General features: G+C 39.3%; 20 protein-coding genes. 14 read left to right on the plus strand and 6 right to left on the minus strand.

The features are described from left to right. Both BTN98_RS12635 and BTN98_RS12640 read left to right on the plus strand, forming a co-directional pair. The coding region (locus BTN98_RS12635) for a glycerol kinase (RefSeq protein WP_205853514.1) at positions 1 to 795 on the plus strand (795 nt) is incomplete at its 5' end. 111 nt (positions 796 to 906) lie between these two features. Further along, on the plus strand, positions 907 to 2,631 hold the full coding sequence (locus tag BTN98_RS12640) for a class I SAM-dependent methyltransferase (protein WP_060997275.1): 1,725 nt from the start codon (positions 907 to 909) through the stop codon (positions 2,629 to 2,631). A gap of 74 nt (positions 2,632 to 2,705) precedes the next feature. Here the strand turns inward: BTN98_RS12640 and BTN98_RS12645 are convergent, their stop codons facing one another. Then, positions 2,706 to 3,023: a hypothetical protein gene (locus BTN98_RS12645; protein ID WP_060997274.1), complete on the minus strand. Its 318-nt coding sequence runs from the start codon at positions 3,021 to 3,023 to the stop codon at positions 2,706 to 2,708. A 523-nt stretch (positions 3,024 to 3,546) separates the two neighbouring features. On the opposite strand from BTN98_RS12645, the gene dbpA reads away from it, so the two are divergent. The 3 genes from dbpA to ygjK all read left to right on the plus strand — a co-directional run bounded on the left by dbpA (position 3,547) and on the right by ygjK (position 10,211). Continuing rightward, on the plus strand, positions 3,547 to 4,932 hold the full coding sequence (gene dbpA, locus BTN98_RS12650) for an ATP-dependent RNA helicase DbpA (protein ID WP_060997273.1): 1,386 nt from the start codon (positions 3,547 to 3,549) through the stop codon (positions 4,930 to 4,932). A 282-nt stretch (positions 4,933 to 5,214) separates the two neighbouring features. Then, positions 5,215 to 7,005, plus strand: a complete 1,791-nt coding sequence (locus BTN98_RS12655; RefSeq protein ID WP_060997272.1) for a cation:proton antiporter — start codon at positions 5,215 to 5,217, stop codon at positions 7,003 to 7,005. Positions 7,006 to 7,577: 572 nt separating this feature from the next. After that, positions 7,578 to 10,211: an alpha-glucosidase gene (gene ygjK, locus BTN98_RS12660; RefSeq protein ID WP_060997271.1), complete on the plus strand. Its 2,634-nt coding sequence runs from the start codon at positions 7,578 to 7,580 to the stop codon at positions 10,209 to 10,211. A 135-nt stretch (positions 10,212 to 10,346) separates the two neighbouring features. On the opposite strand, the gene BTN98_RS12665 is transcribed toward ygjK, so the two are convergent. After that, positions 10,347 to 10,754 (minus strand): NUDIX hydrolase, encoded by a 408-nt coding sequence (locus BTN98_RS12665; protein WP_060997270.1) that lies wholly within the window; start codon positions 10,752 to 10,754, stop codon positions 10,347 to 10,349. A gap of 205 nt (positions 10,755 to 10,959) precedes the next feature. On the opposite strand from BTN98_RS12665, the gene eptA reads away from it, so the two are divergent. Both eptA and BTN98_RS12675 read left to right on the plus strand, forming a co-directional pair. Then, positions 10,960 to 12,567 carry a phosphoethanolamine transferase EptA gene (gene eptA, locus BTN98_RS12670; protein ID WP_060997269.1) on the plus strand — a complete coding sequence of 536 codons (1,608 nt, stop codon included), beginning with the start codon at positions 10,960 to 10,962 and terminating at the stop codon, positions 12,565 to 12,567. 127 nt (positions 12,568 to 12,694) lie between these two features. Beyond that, entirely contained in the window at positions 12,695 to 13,054 is a 360-nt protein-coding gene (locus BTN98_RS12675; protein WP_060997268.1) for a diacylglycerol kinase, read from the plus strand. A 353-nt stretch (positions 13,055 to 13,407) separates the two neighbouring features. On the opposite strand, the gene speB is transcribed toward BTN98_RS12675, so the two are convergent. Next, entirely contained in the window at positions 13,408 to 14,325 is a 918-nt protein-coding gene (speB, locus tag BTN98_RS12680; protein WP_060997267.1) for an agmatinase, read from the minus strand. A 107-nt stretch (positions 14,326 to 14,432) separates the two neighbouring features. Then, complete coding sequence (gene speA / locus BTN98_RS12685) at positions 14,433 to 16,352, minus strand: biosynthetic arginine decarboxylase (protein WP_060997266.1); 1,920 nt, start codon at positions 16,350 to 16,352, stop codon at positions 14,433 to 14,435. A 770-nt stretch (positions 16,353 to 17,122) separates the two neighbouring features. Here speA and BTN98_RS12690 point away from each other — a divergent pair. Continuing rightward, positions 17,123 to 18,037 carry a DUF808 domain-containing protein gene (locus BTN98_RS12690; RefSeq protein ID WP_060997265.1) on the plus strand — a complete coding sequence of 305 codons (915 nt, stop codon included), beginning with the start codon at positions 17,123 to 17,125 and terminating at the stop codon, positions 18,035 to 18,037. A 94-nt stretch (positions 18,038 to 18,131) separates the two neighbouring features. Here the strand turns inward: BTN98_RS12690 and BTN98_RS12695 are convergent, their stop codons facing one another. Beyond that, complete coding sequence (locus BTN98_RS12695; RefSeq protein ID WP_060997264.1) at positions 18,132 to 18,860, minus strand: oligogalacturonate-specific porin KdgM family protein; 729 nt, start codon at positions 18,858 to 18,860, stop codon at positions 18,132 to 18,134. A 105-nt stretch (positions 18,861 to 18,965) separates the two neighbouring features. Beyond that, positions 18,966 to 20,519 (minus strand): sulfatase family protein, encoded by a 1,554-nt coding sequence (locus BTN98_RS12700; RefSeq protein WP_060997263.1) that lies wholly within the window; start codon positions 20,517 to 20,519, stop codon positions 18,966 to 18,968. 396 nt (positions 20,520 to 20,915) lie between these two features. Here BTN98_RS12700 and agaR point away from each other — a divergent pair, with 396 nt between their 5' ends. Genes agaR through BTN98_RS12730 form a run of 6 tightly spaced genes read left to right on the plus strand, consistent with a single transcriptional unit; the run spans position 20,916 to position 26,434 of the window. Further along, positions 20,916 to 21,692 carry a transcriptional repressor AgaR gene (agaR, locus tag BTN98_RS12705; protein WP_060997262.1) on the plus strand — a complete coding sequence of 259 codons (777 nt, stop codon included), beginning with the start codon at positions 20,916 to 20,918 and terminating at the stop codon, positions 21,690 to 21,692. A 50-nt stretch (positions 21,693 to 21,742) separates the two neighbouring features. Continuing rightward, the gene (gene kbaZ / locus BTN98_RS12710) at positions 21,743 to 23,038 is read left to right on the plus strand and encodes a tagatose-bisphosphate aldolase subunit KbaZ (protein ID WP_060997261.1); all 1,296 of its coding nucleotides are present in this window, start codon (positions 21,743 to 21,745) and stop codon (positions 23,036 to 23,038) included. A gap of 4 nt (positions 23,039 to 23,042) precedes the next feature. Continuing rightward, entirely contained in the window at positions 23,043 to 24,215 is a 1,173-nt protein-coding gene (locus BTN98_RS12715; RefSeq protein ID WP_060997260.1) for an SIS domain-containing protein, read from the plus strand. A gap of 20 nt (positions 24,216 to 24,235) precedes the next feature. After that, positions 24,236 to 24,736, plus strand: a complete 501-nt coding sequence (gene agaV / locus BTN98_RS12720; protein WP_060997259.1) for a PTS N-acetylgalactosamine transporter subunit IIB — start codon at positions 24,236 to 24,238, stop codon at positions 24,734 to 24,736. Positions 24,737 to 24,777: 41 nt separating this feature from the next. After that, positions 24,778 to 25,551, plus strand: a complete 774-nt coding sequence (gene agaW, locus BTN98_RS12725; RefSeq protein WP_060997258.1) for a PTS N-acetylgalactosamine transporter subunit IIC — start codon at positions 24,778 to 24,780, stop codon at positions 25,549 to 25,551. Beyond that, the gene (locus tag BTN98_RS12730; RefSeq protein WP_060997257.1) at positions 25,541 to 26,434 is read left to right on the plus strand and encodes a PTS system mannose/fructose/sorbose family transporter subunit IID; all 894 of its coding nucleotides are present in this window, start codon (positions 25,541 to 25,543) and stop codon (positions 26,432 to 26,434) included. The genes agaW and BTN98_RS12730 overlap by 11 nt, the downstream gene beginning before the upstream one ends. Positions 26,435 to 26,494 lie beyond the last annotated feature (60 nt).

Raw genomic sequence — 26,494 nt, forward strand, 5'->3', positions numbered from 1 at the left:
GCTGAAGCAGGTTATATAACTCGTGATAATAAAGAATGGCTGTTAACCGATATTGGTAAAGCTGCGCAAGGTGAGTATAAACAATCCTCTCAGTTTGGACAGTATATTGTATGGCCTAAAGAATTAGAAATTATCACAGCACCATCATTTGATGGTAAAAAGCTATCAGCAACTCAAATAAGTGCGCATTTTAATTTAACATCACAAAAGATAAACCAAATACTGGACGAACTTGGCTGGATAAACAAAGCAGTGAAAGGTTGGAAAGTCAGTCAATCAGGTTCTCGATTAGGTGGTATTCAAAAAGAAGATTCACGCACTGGTGTTCCCTATGTGGTATGGGATGAAACAGTGCTAACGAACAGTAGTTTAAAACATTCGGTTAATGAAATTACTGGCATTAATGCTGAAGTTAAAAGTACCGATAACTCAGTATCAAACTTTAGACAAAAATTTGAGGCTAAGCATCGCTCAGCTGATGGTCATTATGTTCGTTCTAAAGCCGAAATGTTAATTGATAATTGGCTTTACATGGCTGGGATTGTTCATGCTTATGAGCGAAAACTACCCATTGAAGAAGATTTATATTGTGATTTTTATCTGCCAACGGGAAAAGTATATATTGAATTTTGGGGATTAGAAGATGATCCTAAATATGCTAACCGTAAGAAAATCAAACAAGATCTGTATGCGAAATATGGCTTCAATCTAATTGAACTTAATGATAATGATGTTCAGAATTTAGACGATGTATTACCTCGTATGTTGTTAAAGTTTGATATTAAAGCCTATTAATCCTTAGGAAGAGTTTGCTCTTCCTATTTTTTAGTTACTTACTTTATTTCCTATCGAGTATTTCAATCAGTTGCAGTAATATCAATCTATTCTGTTTCTCGATTGATCATCATGTCAAAAACCATTGATTTTTATCATCAAAATGCCCAGTTCCTGAGTGAGCAATATCTGTCACTTACTTTTGAACAAGTGCATCAAAATTGGCAAGCACATTGGCCTGCGAGTTCATCGAAACATGCCTTAAAAGTACTTGATATCGGCGCAGGGGCTGGCCGTGATGCACTGTGGCTTGCAAAGCATCATTGTGATGTTTATGCGATTGAGCCTGCTGATGATCTGCGTGAACAAGGTAAAAAATATACTCAACAGTATGTTGATAAGATCACTTGGCTAGATGATCAACTACCAGAGCTAAACAGCATTATTGAGCTTGGGATTCGCTTTGATTGTATTTTGTTATCTGCTGTTTGGATGCACCTTTCGCCAGCAGTCCGTAAACGCGCTTTTCGTAAACTATCGAATCTACTTTCACCAAGTGGAAAGCTCGTGATCTCGCTGCGTTATGGTGATTTTAGTGATGCTAGAAAAGCCTATGATGTCAGTATTGAAGAGCTTGAACTGTTAGCACAGCAACATGCCCTGCAAGTTAACTTAATTTCTGCACTTGATACCGATGAATTAGGTCGTAACAGCGTGCAATGGCAAACCGTTGTGATGCAACTTCCTGATGATGGTAGTGGCGATTTAATTAAAGTTAGGCAAATTATTGTTAATGACGCTAAATCAGCCACCTATAAATTGGCGCTATTACGGACTCTTTTGCACATTGCAGATGCACACCCAGGTGCAGTTCGTAGCCGTGAAGATAATAAAGTCCGCTTGCCACTAGGATTAGTCGCTCTCTATTGGATACGGCAATTTAAACGTCTAATTGATATTGATATCGATGGTGTTGGTATTCAACAAACTAGCGACAGTAAAAAAGGGTTAGGTTTTGTGAAACCACAAGGCTGGAACAAACTTACACATCTTAGTGCTGATGATTTATCAATAGGAGCATTGTTTGTTGGTGATGAAGCCAAAGCACTTCAAACGGCAATTCGAGATACTCTAAAAACTATTCAAGATGGTCCTGTTACTTTTATTTATCAAGGGACTAAAAAGAATACGCTATTTCAGATGGAACGAGAAAGAGTACCAACAAAAGATACCTTTGTGCTTGAACTTGGATCGTTAGCTGAATTTGGCCATTTTGTGCTCGATGAAAGCTTATGGGAATGTTTGCGTTTATATAGCAGCTGGATAGAGCCATTAGTGGTTAACCAATGGATAACAGAAATGCGGCGTTATAAGTTAAATGAACAGCGGGGCATTGCGCTACAAACCTATTACGATTGTTTAAAATGGATAGATGAAAGCCATGATACCCGTGGTGTTCGCCATAAAATTACTGCTTTACAGCAAGACGGTATTGAGTTGGAAAGTGTGTGGAGTGGCAAACGCTTACAAGTTGATTATCAAGTGGATCATTGCCTACCATTTGCCTATTGGCCGAATAATGATAAATGGAATTTGTTACCAGCTAGCAAAATCGAGAATAACCAAAAACGTGCACGAGTACCGACTCGACGTCGCTTAATTGATTCGAGAGTACGTATTGTCAATTGGTGGCAACTGGCATGGCAAACCGAACAAGAGCAAAAACGCTTTTTTGATGAAGCGGTATTATCACTGCCTCATTTACCGTTAGGATGCCATAATTTTGATGATGTGTTTGAAGCGATGGGATTACAAGTTAATGGTGTCAAAAGTCGATTGCTTGTTGGTGAGTGGTAGCGAAGAAATAAAATACATACAAAAACCGCCTTACTCACTTAATGTTTAAAGGATTAAGGCGGTTTTTAGGCCGATTATGCAAATATTTGGCTAATAAATAAAAACACACTCACAAGCATAGTCATAGTGCTATATTTCGAGACTTGCTTCACGGTTAGTTTAGTTAGCTTTGGTGCAAAAAGATTGACTAAGATACTGATATTACAAAAAATGAAGACACCATAGGTTTTTATATCTATATCGTGAGTTTTTAATAATTTTATTTGCGCTAAAATTAATATCACATTGAATGTAATACTAAGTACTCGCGTTATTTGAAATTGTGGTGTTTTAAATTCATTTTTTGAGTCACTTTCACTTGCTTTGATGAGGTCGTTATCTGGTTGACTCATTAATATTACTTCCTGATATAAAAGGGATCATTGTTGTTTGGCTTCGCAATAATATCGTTAATGATAACTGCTAGTGAGCAACAGGTTTTTAAATCGTAATACCATGATTGCACAGCAGCCAAGGTTGTGCAATTGCCGCCAAAGCGAACTTAACTTGCACTAAATCGGTTAATACTTAAGGCGCACAAATTTATACAGGATATAGGTAACATACTGCTTGACGATATTTCCGTTACTTATTAGGGTAATAAGCAATCTAAATGATGGAAATAATAATACTCGACCAGATTGGTCGAGTAGTGGGTGCTATTTTGTCATTATCGTGTGGTCGTACACGGTTTTCAAAAATATATTTAATTTGCTAAAATAGGTGAGTTGATTTATTGCATTGTCAGCGTAGTCATTAGCTGTTAGTGTCGCAGCCCTTATGCATGTGTTACCGCGTGCAACCTTATATTAAACAACATATCGATACCTATATTTAACGGTAAAACTGGTATGTTGACGTTTACAGGACATCATTTTGAGTCAGACGGCATTTTCTACCCTAAATCTTCACTCTGATCTATTGAGTAACCTAGACTCACTGGGTTATGAAGCAATGACACCTATTCAAGCTCAAAGCCTTCCGCTTATTATTGACGGCAAGGATGTTATTGCTCAAGGTAAAACGGGATCAGGTAAAACCGCAGCGTTTGGCTTAGGATTACTTAATAACCTTAATGTTAAACGTTTTCGTGTGCAGACATTAGTATTGTGCCCAACGCGCGAATTAGCCGATCAAGTAGCTAAAGAAATTCGTCGCTTAGCACGTGCTATTCATAATATTAAAGTACTAACGTTATGTGGTGGTATGCCATTTGGACCTCAAATTGGTTCATTAGAGCACGGTGCGCATATTATTGTGGGTACTCCTGGTCGTATTGAAGAACATATTCACAAAGGCTTTTTACGTCTTGATGAGCTAAATACATTAGTACTTGATGAAGCTGATCGCATGCTAGAGATGGGCTTTCAAGATTCATTAGATGCAATTATTGATGTCGCACCAAGCGATCGTCAAACCTTGCTATTTAGTGCGACTTATCCTGATCAAATTGCATCAATTGCCAAGCGGATCATGAAAAATCCAGTCCAAGTAAAAGTAGAATCAAGCCATGATGATAGCAGTATCTCACAGCACTTTTACAAGGTTAATGGTAATGAAGACCGTTTAGATGCAGTGCGTTTGTTACTTAATCAACACCGTCCAGAATCTTGTGTGATTTTCTGTAATACCAAGCGTGAAGCACAAGAAATGTCTGATGATTTAGAAGACTTTGGCTTTAGTTCTATTGCGCTGCATGGCGATTTAGAGCAGCGTGAGCGTGATCGTACTTTGGTATTGTTCTCTAATAAGAGTAAATCAATCTTAGTCGCGACAGATGTTGCAGCGCGTGGTTTGGATATCGATAACCTAGATATGGTGATTAACTATCATCTGGCACGAGATACTGAAGTGCACGTTCACCGTATTGGTCGTACAGGCCGTGCGGGTAGTAAAGGTATTGCTTGTTCATTATTTAGTGATAAAGAACATTATAAAGTTAAGTTACTTGAAGATTACCTTGATCGTGATATTAACGGCGAAGCATTACCTGCTGGCAACTTATTAGATCAACCAACGTTCCGCCCTGCAATGATCACTCTGATGATCGATGGCGGTAAAAAGCAAAAAGTACGCCCTGGTGATATTTTAGGTGCTTTAACCGGTGATAAAGGTATTGCTGGTGCTGACGTTGGTAAAATTAATGTGTTTGATCATTGTGCTTATGTTGCGGTTAAACGTGAAGTGGCGCGTGAAGCATTACAAAAATTAGAAAAAGGTCGTATTAAAGGACGTAATTTCCGTTCGCGCCAACTGCGCTAATTGATTTTTAGCACCTCAATCTAAGCTTATTAAGCCGATGGTATGCTTGTTCAATAGAGCGACCATCGGCTTTTTTATAACCTAAAACATAGTGCAGCATTTAATCCATTTTTATATGGCTATCAGCCAATAGATAGTGGTGTGATGTTATTGTTGTTTAATTGTAATTATATAGTGGTAAACACGATTGTTTAGTATATAAATTAGCAATATTAAGCGAATGATTTAAGGTTATTAGACCATGTTGCTATTTATATTGAATTTTAAAAAGAGTATTCATTTATGCATCAAGAAATGATTGGATTGACAATTGCAGGCCTCGGAGTCTTGGGGCTTGGGTGTCAATGGCTTGCATGGCGTATGAAATTACCAGCAATTTTATTATTACTTATCGCAGGTCTAGTTATTGGCCCTGTTGCTGGCATATTTAACCCTAATATCCTCTTTGGTGATTTGCTATTTCCCCTGATTTCATTAGCAGTAGCTGTTATTTTATTTGAGGGTAGCTTAACGCTTAATTTTGCAGAAATAAAAAATGTCCGCAAAAACGTTAAAAGTATCGTTACCATAGGTGCCATTATTACATGGATCATCACCAGTGTTGCGACACACTATTTATTAGATTTTAGTTGGTCATTGGCATTCTTATTTGGTTCGATGACGGTGGTAACCGGACCTACGGTAATCGTGCCATTGCTACGCACGGTGAGACCTCAAGCAAAATTGGCAAATATTTTACGCTGGGAAGGAATATTAATTGATCCGATTGGGGCAATATTTGTCGTGATCGTGTACGAATTTATTGTTTCTAGCAGCAAAATGCACAGTTTGGCCGTATTTGGCTTAATGCTGCTGGTTGGTTTAGTGATTGGTGCAATTGCTGGATGGTTGATTGCATATGTATTACGTAACCATTTATTGCCTGAATATTTACAACCTTTTGCGGTACTCGCTGTTGTACTTGGTGTATTTGCTGGCGCTAATGCCTTGGAATCAGAAGCCGGATTACTCGCTGTAACGGTAATGGGAATGTGGCTTGCAAATGCTAAGGATGTCGATATTCGCCATATTCTGCATTTTAAAGAAAACCTGACTATTTTGTTAATTTCAGGATTATTTTTGATTTTAGCTTCCCGTATTGAGTTAGCTGATTTCCATGCATTAGGCTGGGGAGCAATTACGTTATTTGTTGTTATTCAGTTAGTGGCAAGACCTGCATCTATTTTTATATCGACCATGTTTAGCCAATTGGCATTTAAAGAAAAATTGTTTTTAGCATGGGTAGCACCGAGAGGTATTGTTGCTGCGGCTATTTCAGCATTATTTGCTTTAAAATTGATGGATGACGGTGTCGCTGGTGCTCAGTTGTTAGTACCGCTGACATTTATGGTGATTATCGGTACAGTGGTGTTACAAAGTCTAACTGCACGCCCAATAGCGCGATTACTTGGTGTTGCAGAACCATCGCCGAAAGGATTCTTGGTTGTGGGTGCCAATGATGTTGCTCGAGAAATTGGTTTAGCGCTAAAAAAATACGATTGCCGCGTCGTCGTGAGTGATTCTAACTGGGATTATATTCGTGCGGCGCGCATGGCAGGGTTAGAAACTTATTATGGTAATGCCGTTTCTAGCCACGCAGATGAATATTTAGATCTGATTGGGGTAGGTCATTTATTAGCACTTACGCCGGATAAACATTTTAATGCGGTTGCGGCAAGTCATTATGAAACCGATTTTGGACAACGTAATATTTATCGTTTAAATGGCCGTCGTCATAATAGCGGTTTAGAAAAACATTCAGCGACTCAAGCCCATAGCAGCGCAGTATTGTTTGGTGATGATATTAGCTATAAAAAATTAGCCAGTTTGATGAATCAAGGTGCAGAAATTAAGCACACCAAACTTAGCGATAGTTTTACCCTTGATGATTATTACCAACAATATAACAGTGGCTTGGTTATTCCTTTATTTACAGTTGATCTGAAAGAAAATATTCATCCCTTTACTGTGATATCAAAAATAGACGTTAAAGCTGGATGGACGATTATTGCGTTAGTGAAAGACGCGGATTAATAGTTGCTATTTGTTTATTAGCGTTACAAAAAAGCACCTGAGGGTGCTTTTTTAATTTCTGCTTAAAAACGACGGTGATGAGGTTCACATTTTGGCGAAAAAGTAAGGCCTATTAAGTGTTACATTTTGTTCTTTTGCGAGTTACAAAAGTTACAGATAGGGATTATTTCCAGTAGCGCTCTTTTTTGGATAGAAGATCGCATTATTTTTCAGAATGCTCTTTTTTTTTGAATTAATATCACAGCTTTTTTTTTAGCTTGAGCTGCTGTGACGATTTTAGTTAAGTAAATTATCAATAATCGATCGTTATATACCTTTAGGGGCTAGTGTTGGTGGTGTGATATGCCTTCATATAAAGATGGATTTCTTCATTGAAAGTGTATCTAAATGTAACTGCTTTTTTTTAGTGCATTTTTACTAAAATAGCAAACGTGATTAACTTCAATTTTAGTTATCTTTTTTACCATTATTATCCTCCGCAATCTTAGAGTACGAGTTCGAACTCTGACTAAAAATAGCTGTACAAAAAATAATAAGATGCAGCACATCATTAAATATCGGGGGATTTTATAATGATCAAGCAACAGACGTTGGCAAAGAAAACCTTATTAGCAGCAGCCATTGGCTCGTTAATGTTCACCGCTGGTTGTAATAGTGATAACACTAACTCCACAACCGAAGAGAAGAAAAAGCCTCAAGTTGCGGCGAAATTTCAAAATATTCTCGATCGCACCGGTACCCCAAAGCACTTAGCGGAAGTCAGTGCTGGTAACCATATGGCTTATACACCATTGCATGATGATGGTGCATGGCATGGTCACTTGCTGCCTGATTTACAGCAACACCCTGAAAATATGGGCGGCTTTGGTGTAACGGCAATCGCTGAAGAATATAACACTTCGGTTGCAGAGTATTTTGATAAGCTTTCGATTTTAAAAGATGGCCTGTCAGTTAACTTTAAAGCAACGGTTTACAGTATTCCTGGTGCACTTATTCAGACCATGACGGCTGACGGTATTAAAGTTGAAATGAAGTTACAGTTTGTTTCTTCACGCTCTTCGATCGTTGAAACCACTATCAGCAATGATACTGGTGCTGATATAGAGCTAGTTTGGAATGGTAAACTGGTTGACGGCTATTATGCGAAAGATGGTGTTGCAACCCCTGAAACCGTTGCTGAAAAGCTGCCGAATTTAACCCGTGATATGACGGCCGATAATAACGGTAATATTGAGCTTCAATTCGGTAAAGAGCGTGATTCATGGTGGGTACGTACTCGTGGTGATTCGGCATTTAATATTCAGCGTAGTATCACCACAGACACCCATATTAATGGTTTAGACTACCAGTCAGTTGCTAATATTGGTGCTGTTGCTAATAAAACTATTTATACCGTATTTAGTCATACGCTAACAGCAGCAGAATGGCAAAAAGAACAGTCGATTGTTAAAGATATTTTGGCTAACCCAATCCATTACATCAACGCAAGTACTACTCGTTGGGAAAATTACCTAACTAATGGTCTTGTTAATAAAAATGCAACCCCAGAACAAGAACGTGTTGCCGTTAAAGCGATGGAAACACTAACGGGTAACTGGCGTAGTCCTGCTGGTATGGTGAGTTATGATACGGTTACACCATCAGTAACTGCGCGTTGGTTCTCTGGTAACTTAACATGGCCGTGGGATACCTGGAAACAAGCGTATGCGATGGCGCATTTTAACCCTGATTTAGCAATGGCAAACATTCGCACTGTGTTTGAGCATCAAGTTAAAGCTGATGATGTGTTACGTCCATATGATAAAGGCTATTTGCTTGATGTGGTTGGCATGAATATGTCCAAGCAACGTGGTGATGCACTAGCTTTAACAGAGTTTAATGATGCTCAAACATGGAATGAGCGTAATACTAAACCATCATTGGCATCGTGGGCGGTATGGGAAGTTTACACAACACTGAAAGATAAATATAACCGCGCTGATGAAGCACAAGCTTGGTTACAAGAAATGTATCCTCTGCTGGTGGAATATCATAATTGGTGGTTAACAGCACGTGATACTAACCAAAATGGTATTCCTGAGTATGGCGCAGCTGTTGATCCTGAACATACTAAAGATGGTCAGTTGATCTACAAATATAAGTTAGAAGACGACAAAGATTGGCGTGTTGAGTATGGCATCGATAAATACAATGCGTTATTAGAATCTGGTAATTATGTTGATATCAGTAGTCCTGCACAAACTGCAGCTTCATGGGAATCTGGCCGTGATGATGCGGCTGTATTTGGCTTTATTGATACCATTGCTGATGCACAAGGTTTAACTGATCTTACAACCGAGCAAGCAAAAGTAATTGATCAACTTGGCCGCTACGCTAAAGAAAAATATCAGTTTGATAATGAAGTAACAATTACCAAGAACAGTAACGGCGAGTCAGTTGTAAAATATACCGATGAAACCCCAGCTAATAATGACTTACTGAATAAAGCTAAAAAAGATTGGCAGGTCAAATTTAGTGAGAACAAAGATGCTTCTGGCGAGGTTATTGGTTACTCACTGATGCAAGAGTCGGTTGATCAGGCGTCATACTGGTACAGCGATAATAAATACTTAGCTCAAATTTCGACGGTATTAGGTCATGATGCTGAAGCGGCTGTGTTTACCGCTAAAGCAGCAGACACTAAAGATTATATCAACCAGTGTATGTTTGATCGTGAAACAGGTTTCTACTACGACATTAATATCGATGCAGAACAAGCTCGTTCATTAAATAATGGCTGTGCTGGTAATCCGATTGTTGAACGTGGTATGGGCGCTGAAGGGTGGTCGCCACTGTTTAATGGTGCAGCTAATCGTATTACCGCAGCGGCTGTGGTTGAGAATATGATGGACGCGAGTAAATTTAATACTAAAGTACCATTAGGTACGGCTGCAGCTGATAATCCAGCTTATGGTGCAGATATTTACTGGCGTGGTCGTGTATGGGTTGATCAGTTCTACTTCGGTGTCAAAGGAATGGCTGATTATGGCTATACTAAACAAGCCAACGAAATGGTTAATAAGCTGTTTAAAAATGCTGAAGGCTTAACCCTTGATCGCCCAATTCAAGAGAATTACAACCCTGAAACAGGTGCCGTACAAGGTGCGAATAACTTCTCATGGAGTTCAGCACATTTATACATGCTTTATAATGACTTTCTAAAATAATTTTGAAGCAATAAATTATTGAGTCTATAGTTTATAACGCTGTTAAGGGATACTTTTCCCCTTGTATCCGTTTAACATTGCGCCAATGCAAAGCTACTTGTTCTTATTGAATGTGTAGATTTGTATTGGCGTTTTTTAGTCTATTAAATCTTGTGCTTTTAATTGGGCTAAAATCATTAAGGTGACGGTTGAGCTAATGTCGGTATCGTTACTGGTAAGCCATCGAATTTCTTCAATTTCAGATGCGGGTAATAAATCACCCTTATATTCAGCATAATAACAGGTCATTTTCACCATTATGCCAGTCTCTTTTCCGTGAGCTTGCGCCTGAAAACTACCGGCATAGCACAATGATGTTGGAATAAGAACTACCGATAACTCTTCTTTAATTTCACGTACTAATGCCTGAGTGTCTGTCTCACCAGTATCTCGTTTTCCTCCTGGAATATAGTAAGCGGTTTTTCCATATGAGCGAGCGCCTAATAATTTTCGTTGTTCAATATGAAGCCAAGCAAGTTTATCAATAGGTTGATGTTTATTCACAGTAATCTCCTTTACTGCCTGTAGTGTAACAGTTCCAGCAAAGATAAAAAAAGTGGCTATCATTATTTCAATCTATGTTTACATTTTATTTATGGGGCAATTCATTTAGATCCATGTCTATTGAATATGTTCATAGGCATAATCATCAGCCCTAGGTCATTGATGGTTAAAGTTTACTTTATCTTTAGCGAAGGAATATGGTGTAATGAAATTCCGCTTAACGAGTACTTCTTATATATTATTAGTTGCTGTTTTTTTTGCAGCAATTCAAAACATCGCTTTGTGGAAGCATCTAAGTGAATTGTTTGCTGAAAATGCCACCAATAACGGCGTTTTTATTGCTACTATCCCTTTATTTATTATCGCCGCACTCAATATTATTTTTAATTTGTTGCTATGGCCGTGGCTACAGCGGCCATTAGTTGCGATTCTGATATTTATCTCAAGTTTAGTCACCTATGCGATGTATAGCTACGGCGTCTATTTTGACTATGGGATGATTGTGAATGTGTTTGAAACTAACCCAGCAGAAGCTGGAAGTTACTTCTCTATAGCCGGTGTGGTGTGGATTGTGGCGATTGCAATTATTCCGATTGCGATATTATGGCGAATTAAGGTTGTTTACCGCTCTGCAATAAAAGAGATCATTGCCCGTTGTATCAGTATTTTAATTTCAGTTTTAGTGATTGTGGTGATTGCGGCGGGTTATTATAAAGATTATGCCTCATTGGTACGCAACCACTCTGAAATTAAAGCACTAATTAACCCAACTAATTATATTACGGCAACATTTCGCTATGCAAAGTATCAATTAATTGAAGCGAAAATGCCATTTACTCAGTTAGGCGTTGATGCCAAAGATAGTCATCAGTCAGGCAAGCATAATGTTGTGGTAATGGTTGTAGGTGAGGCATCACGTTCAATGAACTATTCATTAAATGGTTATGATCGTGATACCAACCCGGAATTAGCAAAACGTAATGTGATCAGTTTTTTAAATGTAAAATCATGTGGTACCGCAACGGCAGTATCATTGCCTTGTATGTTCTCGGTAATGACTAAAACAAATTACAATGCGATAGATGCTCGTCACCAAGATACTGCGGTCGATATTTTACAACGTGCAGGTATTGATGTTTCTTGGAAGGATAATGATAGCGGTTGTAAAGGGGTTTGTGATCGGGTTAAGCATATAGTGATTAACGCTGATAGTGATCCTAAGCTTTGTCACGATGGCACCTGTTACGATGAAGTTTTGCTTAAAAACTTACAAGCTCAAATTGATGATGCCAAACAAGATACGCTTATTGTATTGCATATAATTGGTAGTCATGGCCCAACATATAACGATCGTTACCCAGCGAAATTTAAAGTGTTTAAACCAACCTGTAATACCAGTAATTTACAAGAGTGTAGCCGAGAGCAGGTCACTAACACTTATGACAATACTATTTTATATACTGATCATATTTTAAGTAGTGTGATTGATATGTTGAAAAGTGATGATCATAACGCCAATACAGCGATGATTTACATGGCTGATCATGGTGAATCACTGGGTGAAGATGGGGTGTATTTACATGGGCTTCCTTATTCAATTGCGCCGAAAGAGCAAACAACAGTGCCGCTAATATTATGGCTATCGCCGGCTTATCAACAAAGCCAGCATATAAACCGTCAATGTTTACAACGAGAAGCGGCTGCTGGTGGCTATTCGCAAGATAATTTATTCCATACGTTATTAGGTATGATGGATGTTAAAACCAAAGTTTATGATCCTAAATTAGATATATTCTCCCAGTGTCAGCAATAAATATATTGAGTGAGAAATAAACTAAAAAGAGGGCTGTTGTCCTCTTTTACTTTTATTTCATTGTTCAAAATGTATCATTAGTCACAAACACATTAAGTATTTTTAATACTAAAACAGAGAGATAACCATGAAACCTGGTGCAACGGGCTTAAAACGGATCATTAATGCAACCGGATATTCTATACAAGGCTTAAAAGCGGCGTGGATAAATGAAGCTGCTTTTCGTCAAGAAAGTATTCTATTAGTTATAATGACGATCGTTTCATTTTTTATGCCTGTGACAAAAGTTGAACGATTAATGATGATTAGCTCATTATTTATTGTTGTTATTGCCGAGTTGATCAATTCAGCCATTGAAGCTGTGGTTGATCGTATTGGACCTGAACATCATGAGTTGAGTGGTCGAGCGAAAGATATTGGTTCTGCAGCAGTATTTGTTGCGTTGGCTTTGGTTGTTATCACTTGGGGCAGTATTTTATTTTTGTAGTTGAAATGTAAAATAATAACGCCAGTGTTGTTACTTGTAGTAATACTGGCGTTTTTTCATATTAACGTCCAACAACAAGGTAAAAATAGAATGAGTTGGTCAGTAGGTTTTCTGATTTCAGATAATTATTTTAAGAAATTGGAGCCTAAACTGATAACAAAATAAAGCGATAAGATAATCAAATATTACCACTGCATTGTTAATTCTTCGTAGTTTATTTGTGAGAGGATTAATGAAAATGTTGTAGGATAACGGAGTGATGACAGGTTTTTATAGTAGATGTAACGTGATTATAAGTAACGATTATTATTTTGCGCCGTAGAAACAGCGCAAAATAGGTTTAAATTAGTTGGTTATTGTTTTTGAATTGCCCAAAGATGTAATAAATCGGTAGCAATGGTCGCTGCCGCCAACGCAGTTATATCAGCGTGATCGTATGCTGGCGCAACTTCAACCACATCCATTCCAATAAGATTAATTCCTTGCAAACCACGAATGATTTTCAGTGCTTTATCTGAGGTGATGCCACCGCAAACAGGCGTACCTGTACCTGGGGCATAGGCAGGATCTAAACAATCAATATCAAACGTTAAGTAAACCGGCATCTCGCCAACAATGGCTTTAATATTTTCAACAATCTGTGCCACACTCCAATCATTAGCAGTATCGGCAGAGATAACATTAAACCCTAGTTTGTCGCTGTGCTCAGTACGAATACCAATTTGTACTGAGTGAGTAGGGTCAATTAAACCTTCCTTTGGCGCATGATAGAACATGGTGCCATGATCAAATTTACTACCTTGATCGTAAGTGTCAGTATGGGCATCAAAGTGAATTAATGCCATTTTGCCAAATTGTTTAGCATGAGCACGTAATAATGGTAGCGTGACGAAGTGATCACCACCAAAAGTAAGCAGGGTTTTCCCTTGCTCTAATAAGCCCGTTGCATGTGCTTCCAAGCGCTCGCACATTTGAGCTGCATCGCCGCAATCAAATACTAAATCACCACAATCGGCAATTTTAATTGATTTTAATAGGCTAAAATTCCATGGCCAGCGTTTGCCTTCCCATGCAAGATTAGTTGATATTTGACGAATAGCTCCTGGCCCCATGCGACTGCCAGAACGGCCTGTTGTTGCCATATCAAATGGCACTCCAGTAATAATAACATCAGCGTCTGACTCCATTGGTGCGAAGTTTAACGGTTGACGTAAAAAGCCAAACGCGTTGGCGTATAAAGAATAATCTGGGTAATTAGCTAGTGTTGCCATGGTTTTCTCCAACAACAATATTACAGGGCAAAAGGCCCACTAAAAGTCCTATCACTGCTTCATTGTAGTAATAGAATGTTCAAAATAGGATGACTAATTTTTAAGTCTTAAATTGCGCGAACATCTTCTAGATAGGTATATCCTTCAAGTCCATCAGCCAGTTCTTTGAGAATACTCTCACGCTCATCTTCAGCGAGGTGTTGCTGTGCCATTAATTGATATTGGCGCAAGAATTCATTTGAATCTAAGTGTACATAACGCAGTACATCCCCGACGTTGTCACCACGATCAATTTTTTCGATGTGATAGCTACCATCTGTCGTACAGCGCACGACGGCAGTATCGGTATCGCCAAATAGATTATGCATATCACCTAAAATTTCTTGGTATGCACCAACCATAAAGAAACCAATGCGGTAGGGGTGTTCATCATTCCATGTTGGTACCGGAAGTGTGCTCTCTATACCTTGGTTCTCAACATATTGGTCAATCGCACCATCTGAGTCGCAGGTGATATCAAGAATAATCGCACGACGCTCAGGGACTTTATCTAAGTTGCTTAATGGCAAAATAGGAAAGACTTGTTCAATCCCCCATGCATCAGGCAATGACTGAAACAGTGAAAAATTCACAAAAAATTTATCCGCTAAACGTTCATGCAACTCATCTAGTAATGGACGGTGAGCACGATTTTTAGTTGATAATGTTTTTTCAAGCTGGTGACATAAACGTAAACTCACTTGTTCAGCCCAAGCTCTATCAATAAAGCTGATCATGCCAACGGCAAATAAAGAATGAACTTCAGCTAAATCACTTTGGTTATCATGGTATAGCTCAACCAATGAACGGTGATCAGCGTTATCAGTCAGTTCTTTCCAAGAACGCCACATGTTATGCAAAATATGGGGTGCATCCGCAGCTGGCGCTGAAATAGATTCTGGTTTATAGCTTTCAATGCCAACCACATCCGTGATTAATACCGCGTGGTGAGCGGTTAAGTTACGACCTGATTCTGAAATAATACGTGGCATTGGCATGTCGTATTGTTGGCAAATATCACCTAAAACATAGACCACATTATTGGCGTATTCATTGATGCTGTAGTTCATTGAACAGCTGCTTTGGCTACGCGTCCCTTCGTAATCAACGGCTAAACCACCACCAACATCAACAGTGGTGATTCCTGCACCTAATTTCTTCAATTCAGCATACACACGACCGGCTTCACCAACGCCATTACGCACATCGCGAATATTGGCAATCTGTGAGCCTAAATGAAAGTGTAATAGCTGTAAGCAATCAAGCATTTCACGTTGGCGTAATTCTTCAACCACGGTTAATACTTGTGATGCAGATAAACCAAATTTAGACTTTTCGCCACCACTTGCTTGCCATTTACCTTTACCTTGAGAAGCTAAACGTGCACGTAGACCTAAGCGTGGTGTAACGCCCAGCTCTGCCGCTTCTTGTAAGATAATTTTTAGCTCAGAAAGTTTCTCAAGGACGATGTAAACTTCATGGCCGAGTTTCTCGCCAATTAACGCTAATCGAATATATTCACGATCTTTGTAGCCGTTACAGACGATGACAGAGCTAGCCTCTTGCGCCATAGCAAGCACAGCCATAAGTTCGGGCTTGCTGCCAGCTTCTAAGCCTAATTGACGCTGTTGTTTAGCATATTGGCTGGCTAATATTTCACTAACTACTTCTTGTTGCTGGTTAACTTTAATTGGGTATACCGCAAGGTAGTCGCCTTGGTAACCGTAATTTTCAATCGCTTGGTTAAAAACGCTGCATAAGCTATCCACTCGATGGTGAAGAATATCAGCAAAGCGCACCAAAACAGGTAACGATGCGCCTGCTGCGATTAATTCATCAGCAAGTTGTGATAAACCGATAGCATTGGCTGGGTTATTGACATCTGGACAGGCAACAACTGAGCCGTCTTGCGCTATATCAAAATAACCCTGGCCCCAATAAGGTGTATTATAAACGTCACGGGCATTATTAATTGTCCAATCACTCATTGTTTAATCTCTTCCTGAGCGAAAATACGTTAGCCATAAAATACAGGTGCATAAGATCCCTGCTTGGCTACAGTAAATATCGAAATAGTGTGATGACTGACGCGATAACGGTCAGAATAAAAGTACGTTGTTATTGAAATCTAATCACGCAGATTGGCGCTATAGCATTTTCAATTACAAGCTACTGGGACTATCTGAGCTGGAATCGTCATTACAAGTCATGAACAAACGTATTGTTCTTCTTGATAGGTGAGGTTTGGCTTTGGTTGTTGCGTTGTCGCATACTTTATTGAGGCTAAAAAAAGCCCTCGAGTATAATGTGGCGAGAGTTTTCATTGTCATTACCCTTAAAGGTCGTGCTATTACAACAAGCACAGTATGACAGGGAATAAGAATGCCCGATGCAATCTCAGTCTACACCTCAAACCAATAATTGGGTGCGCTGCGATTAGACAATTGAATTGTTTTTAGCGCAAACAAAAAAGATTTGTCGTTATGATTAAATTTAGTTGTTACGATTAAAGAAGAAGATTAAATATATAGAGTAAGCATAATAACTGCGTATTTATTAGTAATAATATATATATCACTCTATATATAACCAATTAAAATGATTGATATAAAAAAGAGTTTTCCTATATTTAATATTAGGGAAATTAATAGTCAGTAAATGTAATGTTAGTACGTAAAAGTGTATAAGTGCATCGATTACGTTTATAAATATGAGATTGTTAATTTGCCCTTTAGACGGGTGATTAAAGGAGTGTTTAGTGGCTGGTGCAAGTTTATTAACTTTGCTTGATGATATCGCAACGGTGCTTGATGATGTTGCCTTGATGACCAAGGTCGCTGCGCGTAAAACCGTAGGTGTTTTAGGTGATGATCTGGCATTAAATGCTCAACAGGTCACTGGTGTGAGAGCTGAGCGTGAGTTGCCTGTGGTGTGGGGCGTAGCAAAAGGCTCATTTAAAAATAAATTAATTTTAGTGCCCGCGGCATTATTAATCAGTGCTGTTGCGCCGTGGTTAATTATGCCGATGTTATTACTGGGCGGTTTATTTTTATGTTTTGAAGGCGTTGAAAAGATTGCTGAAAAATTATTTCATCATGATACTGAAACGCAGCAAGACAGTGAGCAGTTATTAACTGAAGAGATTGATTTAATTGCTTATGAACGTGAGAAAATAAAAGGGGCGGTAAGAACCGATTTTGTGTTATCGGCTGAAATTATTGTGATTGCATTAGGCACAGTACAAGATCACCCATTTTTAACCCAAGCCATTGTAGTGAGTCTTATTGCAGCAGTAATGACGGCAGGAGTTTACGGTGTAGTTGCTGGGATTGTAAAGCTTGATGATGCGGGTTTGTATCTTGTAAAACACAGCAATCGAGCCGGATTTAAGCGCAGTTTTGGTACATTATTGGTTAATGTTGCACCTTATTTAATGAAGACATTAGCCGTAGTCGGTACTATCGCAATGTTTTTAGTCGGTGGGGGCATTGTAGTACACAGTATTCCACCCGTACATGGTGTGATTGAACAATTAACCCAGCAGATCACTTTTTCAGGAGCTCATACCATTGTGCCGCCGTTACTGAATGGTATCGTGGGTATTATTGCTGGTATTGCAGTGCTGGTGGTTGTGAGCTTAATAAATAAAATTCGTGGTAAGTCAGCACATTAATTTATTATTGTTAGTGTGCTAAATCAGCAAGATATAAAATCAAAAATGCCAGTGATATCAAGCACTGGCATTTTTTATGGTCTATTTTACGTTATTACCACGTGTATTTAATACCCATACGGTAACGTGTTTGACGATTGTCAGTATAACGATTTTGGCTAACATTACCCACCTCTACGAAGGGACGCCACATTGTGCCTTCAACCGTTTTGTAGGTGTACATTAAGCGGAAGTTATGTAGGTAGTTTGTATCTTTATTATCGAATTGTGGTAGTGCGTTACCTTCCATTTCTTTCCAGATTTGGAACTCATATTGGAAGTCCCAATTATTGGTGTTGTAGCCTAACCAGAAATCAACTTCTTGAATTTTAGAAATATAATTTTGTTGATTAAGGTTTTGTTGATTGTAATCCCAGAACTTCCACTTATAACGACCTTGCACACGAATGCCATTATCAAAACGATAGTTTAAACGTGCGTAAGGTACATAAACTAAACCTTGTGAGGTGAAATCGAGTGAAAGACCACCGATACCCATAATATTATCAGTCAATTTTTTGTAGTAATACGCTGAAAACTCAGAGCCATTCATTGTCATACCATCAAACATGGTATTGAGTTGATCATTGTTATAACGCGCGTCTAATTCAAAACCAATATTCTTACCAGTATCTAAAAATGCTTTTACGCGATCGCCATGACGGTCAGTACCATCACGATATTCATGCCGATATTCAATAGTAGTTTTGTAATCGTTGGCATAGCTAAAACTTGTCGCAGATAAAAGGGTAGTTGCAACAATTACTTTAGTGATGGTATTCATTGATTGTCCTTAATTTAGTATGAGTTATGTCGCGCTTTCTCTGTTAAATAGAGAAAGCGTTAAATTAATAATAAAAAGTGGTTTTATAGGTTGTTCTTAAGACGGCTATAAATAAGCATTGGCACTGTGTGCCGGTACGGTTGTTGGTCGCCATGGATCGCCAGTGTGCTCAAGCCATGGTATTAATTCTTCTGTAATTAATTTGTCGATAAGCATTGGATTAGCGGCAGCAATATTGTCCATTTGATATGGGTCTATTTGATTGTCATGCAGCACATAAGTCAGCGGTTTACCAATTTTTCTATCAATCATTAAGGTATAACGTTGAGAGCGAATGCCACGACGTCCATATGACTGACCGCCATAAGGTATAAAAGTATAGAATTGCGATGTTGGTTTAATATCACTGTCAATACCACGTAGGGTATTGGCAAAGTTAGTGCCTTCAACGGTATCTGGGATGAGATTTTCCATGCCCATTAATCCCAGCATGGTTGGGTAAATATCGGGTGCTGAAAATAACAAATCATTTTGATGTGGAGCAAGTTTGCCTGGCCAGCGGAAGATCATTGGAATACGCATGGCTTCGTCATAGTGAACATTCTTGGTTGGATTACCGTTTGAACCCATGCAACAGCCGTGATCAGAGAAAAACACCACTAACGTATCTTCAGTAAGGTTGAGGCGATCTAATTCATCAACAATGCGTCCGAATTGCTCATCAACACCATTAACCATTGCCATATATTGTTTAAAATATTGTGGACCATAGCCTTCTTGGTAGGCTTTATCCCATTGCACATTTGGACGGGTATTTAATTGCTGTGATGTTTTGCCACTAAAACGATCTAAATACTTTTGTGGTACTTGATCATAAGGCGAATGCGGTGGATTCATGGAAACTACAAGTGTAAATGGTTGATCTTGTTTACGGTATTGACCATTTTCATTGCGAAGGTATTTAATTGCGATATCAGCTTCGTGTTCTGGGCTCCACTGATTAATACGTAATGGTTTATCGCGCGTTGTGTTATTGGTCCAGTACATTGGCGTCATATGCTTGTCATAGGTACCATAGGCATACCAGAAGTCAAACCCATGACGACGATCTGGTGCTGTCCAATCATTCCAATAACGCCCTTCAGCTGGGTTATTGTAGCTAGGGATAAAAGGGGCTTGTGGTGCATCTAGGTGCCATTTGCCGATATAACCCATGCTATAGCCTTGTCTTTTAAGAACATCAGACCACGTCAATGTACTTTTCTTTAATTCAATACCGAAATCTTTACCGCCAAATTGACCTTCAACACCAGTGTGGCTATTGCCTTGAATACCATTACGGTAAGGATATTGCCCAGTCATTAGCATGCCACGAAATGGGGTACATAGTGGAAAGTTAGAAACAGCTTGGCGTAAAACGGCACTTTGACGTGCAAATTTATCAATATTGGGTGTCATTGATGGATCTTGCTGCATAAAACCTAATGCTTGAGCACGAAATTCATCAGGAAATATGATGACTAAATTAGGTTTTTTTAGTGTTTTTTGTGAGCTTGCTTTTGAAGCCGTTGCCGCTTGGGTATAACCCGCAGATAAGGTTGCAGCAACAGCACCACTAGCTGCCATACCTTTTAGTAATCCTCGACGTGATATAGACATCAACAAATCCTTATTAATTGAAAATATATAGTACTAGAGTATAAGCTTTTGAGTTGCTTCGGATCGTAAGCCAATGAAAGTATCTTGGCTGTGTAATCGGTCACATAAAAGAGATTGAAAGTAAAATAATGTAATTACTGATTAATTTGCGATAAATATAAGAGAGATGACGCGGTATTTTATAAATTCAAGCTATGAATAGTTGGTTTATTGACTTTCGTTCTATATGATATAAGGACTTACGTAACCTTACGTAAGATTTCACCGAAAGATATCGAAAGAATGTGAAAGAGATCAAAAGTTTTGTCTTGTCGCATTGTGGCTTTGTTTTTTAAGTGTAAGATTATTTCGAAATCAAATGAAAGAGATTTTGTTTGGTTTCACAAGGAGACAAAAGTGAAAAGTGCAATTGAAAGGCGAATGGAAATCGTCAATGTGGTGAACCAAGAAGGAAAAGCCCGTGTCGAGGATCTCGCTGAAAAATTTAATGTATCAAGTGTCACGATTCGTAGTGATCTGAGTTTCTTAGAAAAGAATGGTTATGTAGTGCGTTCTCATGGCGCAGCGATTCCTAACTCAGGTGTGATTGCTGAATTAACCATTCATGAAAAGCGCCGGCATAACGCAGGAGTTAAATCGCTCCTTGGTCAAGCCGCTGCCAAGCTTATTCATGACGGTGACACTGTCATTTTAGATTCAGGGACAACAACCCGCGAAATCGCAGCCAGCTTAAAAAGTATGGAAAATGTTGTTGTCATGACCAATGGTCTGGATGTGGCAATGGAGTTAGCTTCAGCACCGGGTGTTGAAGTATTAATGTCAGGTGGCGTACTTCGTAAAGAAGCGTTGTCTTTTTCGGGCTCACAAGCAGAAGCTGGCCTCAAAAACTTTCGTTTTGATAAAGTTTTTCTGGGGGTTGATGGTTTTGACTTGCGAGCAGGTATCACCACACACAGCGAGCAAGAGGCAAGCCTCAACCGTTTAATGTGTGAGATTTCTGAACAAGTGATTGCGGTAGCTGATTCAACCAAATTTGGTAAACGTAGCTGTCACATGATTCGTGAATTTGGAAATATTGATATCTTAGTAACAGATGCAGGCATTCCTGAAGATTATTTAGCTGGTCTTCGTGAAATGAAAGTAGAAGTTATTATTGTCGAAAAAGAGCACTGACTGACTTAACTCCATGATCACATCACAGATGATGATTGTGGAGTTAATAAATGAACACCCTACAAACGCTTGTCCAACGTCATAAAGCAGGTAGCAATAATGGTATTTATGCTGTTTGCTCTGCACATCCGCTCGTTATTGAAGCGGCATTTTCCCAAGCGTTGGATGATAATTCAGTTTTATTAATCGAAGCGACGTCAAATCAAGTTGATCAATTTGGTGGTTACACTGGAATGACACCTATTGATTTTCGTCACTTTGTATTAGCAATGGCTGAACAATTCAATTTCCCTACCGATAAACTGATTTTAGGTGGTGATCATCTTGGTCCTAATCGCTGGCAGCATCTAACAGCTGCTGAAGCAATGAGGAATGCCGATGATTTAATTGCTGCTTATGTTGCTGCTGGTTTTAAGAAAATCCATTTAGATTGCAGCATGTCTTGCGCTGATGATCCAATTCCTCTCTCTGATGATACCGTTGCGGAACGTGCTGCACGTTTAGGTGCAATTGCCGAAAAAACAGCATTAGCAACTTTTGGTTATAGCGATCTTGTGTATGTCATTGGTACTGAAGTGCCTGTCCCTGGTGGTGCAGCAGAAACCTTAAATACGGTGGAAGTGACGTCACCACAAGCTGCAATGAAAACAATCGAAACTCATCAACGTGCGTTTGCTGCTGCAAATATAGCTGATTGTTGGACACGTGTGATTGGATTAGTGGTGCAACCAGGGGTTGAATTTGATCACACCGGTGTTATTGATTATTGCCCAGAGAAAGCGAATCAATTAAGTGGTGTGGTTGATAGTTTTCCTCACATGGTATTTGAAGCGCACTCGACAGACTATCAAACCCATGCCGCTTATCGTCAATTAGTTCAAGACCACTTTGCTATTTTAAAAGTGGGCCCAGCATTGACCTTTGCTATGCGTGAAGCGCTATTTAATTTATGTGAAATTGAAGCAGAAATTATTCCTAAAGCACATTGTTCTAATTTACGTGAATGTATTGAAGCACAAATGTGTGAAGCACCACAGCATTGGCAAAAATATTATCACGGTAATGAATCAGAACAACGCTTCTCGCGCTGTTTTAGCTTTAGCGATCGTATGCGCTATTACTGGCCTGATAGTGTTATCAATAAAGCCCAAACAACCTTATTTAGAAATTTATCTCAAGTGGATATTCCGTTACCCCTTCTTAGTCAATATATGCCACAGCAATTCCAACATCTGCGTGAAGGTTTAATTTCATCAGATCCTAAGGTATTGGTATTAGACACAATTCGTCAAGTTTTACGTGCTTACTCTCAAGCATGTACTGAAAAATTAATCGCAGAGGTTTAAATCCATGGAACAATATTTAGGTTATTCAGCAGCTGAACTTCAACGTTTTTCGGGTTATTGGACCGCGAAAGAAATCAATCAGCAGCCTGATTGTTGGGCGCAAACAGCGGCAATTACGCGTGAGTGTGAAGCGCAAATTAAATGCTTTATGGATAAGGTTTATGGTTACTCCAATTTACGCATTGTGTTAACTGGAGCGGGTACGTCAGCGTTTGCTGGTCGTTCTTTAGCTTTAGGTTTATCTCAGCGTTTACAGCGTCGTGTTGAGGCTATTTCAACCACTGATATTGTGTCAAATCCTAGTCAGTGTTTTGCTGAAAATATTCCTACCTTATTAGTGTCATTTGCTCGCTCTGGTAATAGCCCCGAAAGTGTGGCCGCAGTTGAGCTTGCCAATCAAACATTAACTGAGTGTTTCCACTTAGTGTTGACCTGTAATGTCGATGGACAGTTATATAAGTGTTGCAAAAATGATGAGCAATCACTTGCACTACTTATGCCCGCTGAAACCAATGATCAATCTTTTGCCATGACATCAAGTTTTTCATCAATGATGCTAGCAGCTTTTTCGGTTTTAATGTATGGCAACGATTACACGAAAGATATCGAAAGCATTTGTAAGTGTTCTGTGGGGTTGATCAAAGATTTAAATACCAAAATAAAGGATACTGCTAGTCAAGAACTAGAGCGGGTTATTTATTTAGGCAGTGGTGGTTTACAAGGCTTAGCTCAAGAATCGGCATTGAAATTACTTGAGCTAACCTCAGGTAAAGTCGTTGCAACATACGATTCTCCATTAGGGTTTCGCCACGGACCAAAATCTATTGTGAATCAAAATACGATGATTGTGGTGTTCATTAGTAACGACCCATATACCCGTAAATATGACTTGGATCTGTTAGCTGAACTTTGTCGCGATAATATTGCTGCTCGAGTGGTAGCGATTACAGCACAAGCGGATGAGATTGAAGCGGGTGCTGATGTTATTCGTGTTCCTAGTATGGAAACCGCGACCGATGTTGAATTACTTTTCCCTTATATGCTGTATGCACAAATGTACTCGTTCCATCGCGCACTTGCACTAGGGAATACACCTGATAACCCATGTCCTACTGGCGAAGTTAACCGTGTAGTACAAGGAGTTACTATCCATTATTTATATGATTATTTGAAATAATTACGAAAGGTAGAACAATCATGACAACGCCAAATATTGTATGGACACGAATTGATGAACGTTTGTTACATGGTCAAATTCGTATTACTTGGGGTAAACATTCAGGCGCTAACCTTATTTTGGTTGCTAATGATGATGCAGCTGAAGGTCCAAATGCGGCTTTTATGCAAGCAGGTATGAAAGCATCAGCAGGGGGGGAGTACGCAGTGCGTTTCTTCTCAATCCAAAAAACGATTGATGTCATTAGTAAAGCTTCTCCGCAACAAAAGATTTTTATTTTGTGTAATAACCCAACCGATGTGGCGCGTTTAGTCGAAGGTGGAGTGCCTATTACTCATTGTAATGTCGGCAATATGCATTATCACGAAGGTAAACGTCAGATTAATAAGACAGTTTCTGTTGATGATAAAGATATCAATGCTTTTGAACGCATGGTCGCGAAAGGGGTAACTTGTACTATTCAAAATACTCCTGATCAAAAACCAATTAATGTACTTGAACTGGCTACCAGCGCCGCTTAAATCGCGATAGTCAAACGCCAAACGTGTAAAAGGAATAAATCATGTTTTTTGAAGCTGCGTTAGTAGCGGTGTGGGCTTTCTTTTGTGGTATCGATAAATACGATGTTGCATTGAATATTCACCGTCCGCTTATTACAGGTCCAGTTGTGGGCTTGATCATGGGTGACATGCAAATTGGTTTGATTGCAGGTGCGACATTAGAACTTGCTTGGTTAGGTTTAGTACCTAACGCTGGTGCTCAGCCACCAGATGTAACATTAGGTACGATTGCTGCGGTTGCTTTTGCTGTGATGACAGGTCAGTCAGCAGAAGTGGCAATGGGTGTTGGTATGCCGATTGCGGTATTGATGCAGATGTTGGTTATCGGCTTCTTTGCAATGACATCATTCACTATGGGTAAAGCGGATCGTTATGCTGAGCGTGGTGATTCTGCTGGTATCGATAAATTACTTATTACAACCATTTCATTACGTGCCTTGCTCTACGCGATGGTTGCCTTTGTAACAGTTTACTTTGGCGAGCATGCGGCAACTTGGATTGATGAAAATGCACCAAAAGCACTGCTAACAGGCTTAGGTATTGGTGCCAAGATGGTTCCTGCGATTGGTTTCGCGATGTTGTTGAAAATCATGTGGTCAAAAGAAGTGGCAGGTGTGTTCTTCATTGGCTTTGTCATGACAACTTACTTAAAACTACCAATTATGGCTGTCGCAATTATCGGCGCCTCAATTGCAGCACTGTACTACTTCTTTAGCGGTTCAAACAACGGCGGCTCTAACAACAACCAACCTGGAGAATTTGAAGATGGCATCTGATATCACAGCGGGAACACTTCGCGATAAAAACACGGAACAACATGTAAGTTTGGTTGATGATATCGATGCATACGAAGATACCACACCACGTAAAGTGATCACTAAGAAAGACCTTTGGATGTGTTCTATCCGCGGTTTATTCATGGAAGGTAACTTTAACTTTGAACGTATGCAAGCAGGTGGTTTTGCTTACTCAATTATTCCAGCACTGAAAAAAATTCACGGTGATAATAAAGCCGATTTAGCCAAAGCATTAAAGAACCACCTTCAGTTTTTCAATGCTTCACCTAAGCTGTTTACCTTCTTATTAGGTACAGCGATTGCGATGGAAGAAAACAAAGAAAAACCATCAACGGTCAACGTAATGAAAGTTGCTGGTATGGGACCTACTGGTGGTATCGGTGATGCTATCGACCACATGACATTGATGCCATTAACCCTAGCGTTAGGTGCATCAATTGCAATGGAAGGCTCGATTGCAGGTCCATTTGTGTTCTTCTTCTTGTACCAAATTGTTCACTTTGCAGTTTACTTTGGTTTGATGTTCATGGGTTACAAAGCGGGTACTGCCGCGATGGTTAACATGAGCGATTCAACTGAGAAACTGGCAAAAGCCGCCAATATTATGGGTATTTTTGTTATTGGTGCGCTCTCCGCGACCTTTATTAAAGTGCAGACCACCCTCAGTCTTGAACTGGGGGGGAAAGTGGTGGACTTGCAGACCGCATTATTTGACAAGGTGATGCCAAATATTCTGCCTCTGATGCTGGTGTTCTTTATGCTCAAAATGGTGAAAGGTACAGGGTTCTGGGCTAAGCCACCTGTATTGATTTTCAGCACATTAGCAGCCGGCGTTGTCGGTCACATGTTAGGTATTTTGTAATACCACCCTCGTTTAGTCGTGATGAGAGTCATCATCAATAATATCAAGGGGGACGATGCT

Source organism: Photobacterium aquimaris (assembly GCF_002954455.1).
GTDB classification, from domain to species: domain Bacteria; phylum Pseudomonadota; class Gammaproteobacteria; order Enterobacterales; family Vibrionaceae; genus Photobacterium; species Photobacterium aquimaris.

Coding starts and splice junctions, on each gene's coding strand:
- BTN98_RS12655 (WP_060997272.1), top strand. CDS start 5,215: ATGCATCAAGAAATGATTGGATTGACAATTGCAGGCCTCGGAGTCTTG.
- eptA (WP_060997269.1), top strand. CDS start 10,960: ATGAAATTCCGCTTAACGAGTACTTCTTATATATTATTAGTTGCTGTT.
- BTN98_RS12715 (WP_060997260.1), top strand. CDS start 23,043: ATGGAACAATATTTAGGTTATTCAGCAGCTGAACTTCAACGTTTTTCG.
- agaW (WP_060997258.1), top strand. CDS start 24,778: ATGTTTTTTGAAGCTGCGTTAGTAGCGGTGTGGGCTTTCTTTTGTGGT.
- BTN98_RS12645 (WP_060997274.1), bottom strand. CDS start 3,023: ATGAGTCAACCAGATAACGACCTCATCAAAGCAAGTGAAAGTGACTCA.
- agaV (WP_060997259.1), top strand. CDS start 24,236: ATGACAACGCCAAATATTGTATGGACACGAATTGATGAACGTTTGTTA.
- BTN98_RS12675 (WP_060997268.1), top strand. CDS start 12,695: ATGAAACCTGGTGCAACGGGCTTAAAACGGATCATTAATGCAACCGGA.
- BTN98_RS12640 (WP_060997275.1), top strand. CDS start 907: ATGTCAAAAACCATTGATTTTTATCATCAAAATGCCCAGTTCCTGAGT.
- BTN98_RS12730 (WP_060997257.1), top strand. CDS start 25,541: ATGGCATCTGATATCACAGCGGGAACACTTCGCGATAAAAACACGGAA.
- kbaZ (WP_060997261.1), top strand. CDS start 21,743: ATGAACACCCTACAAACGCTTGTCCAACGTCATAAAGCAGGTAGCAAT.
- BTN98_RS12695 (WP_060997264.1), bottom strand. CDS start 18,860: ATGAATACCATCACTAAAGTAATTGTTGCAACTACCCTTTTATCTGCG.
- ygjK (WP_060997271.1), top strand. CDS start 7,578: ATGATCAAGCAACAGACGTTGGCAAAGAAAACCTTATTAGCAGCAGCC.
- BTN98_RS12700 (WP_060997263.1), bottom strand. CDS start 20,519: ATGTCTATATCACGTCGAGGATTACTAAAAGGTATGGCAGCTAGTGGT.
- speB (WP_060997267.1), bottom strand. CDS start 14,325: ATGGCAACACTAGCTAATTACCCAGATTATTCTTTATACGCCAACGCG.
- speA (WP_060997266.1), bottom strand. CDS start 16,352: ATGAGTGATTGGACAATTAATAATGCCCGTGACGTTTATAATACACCT.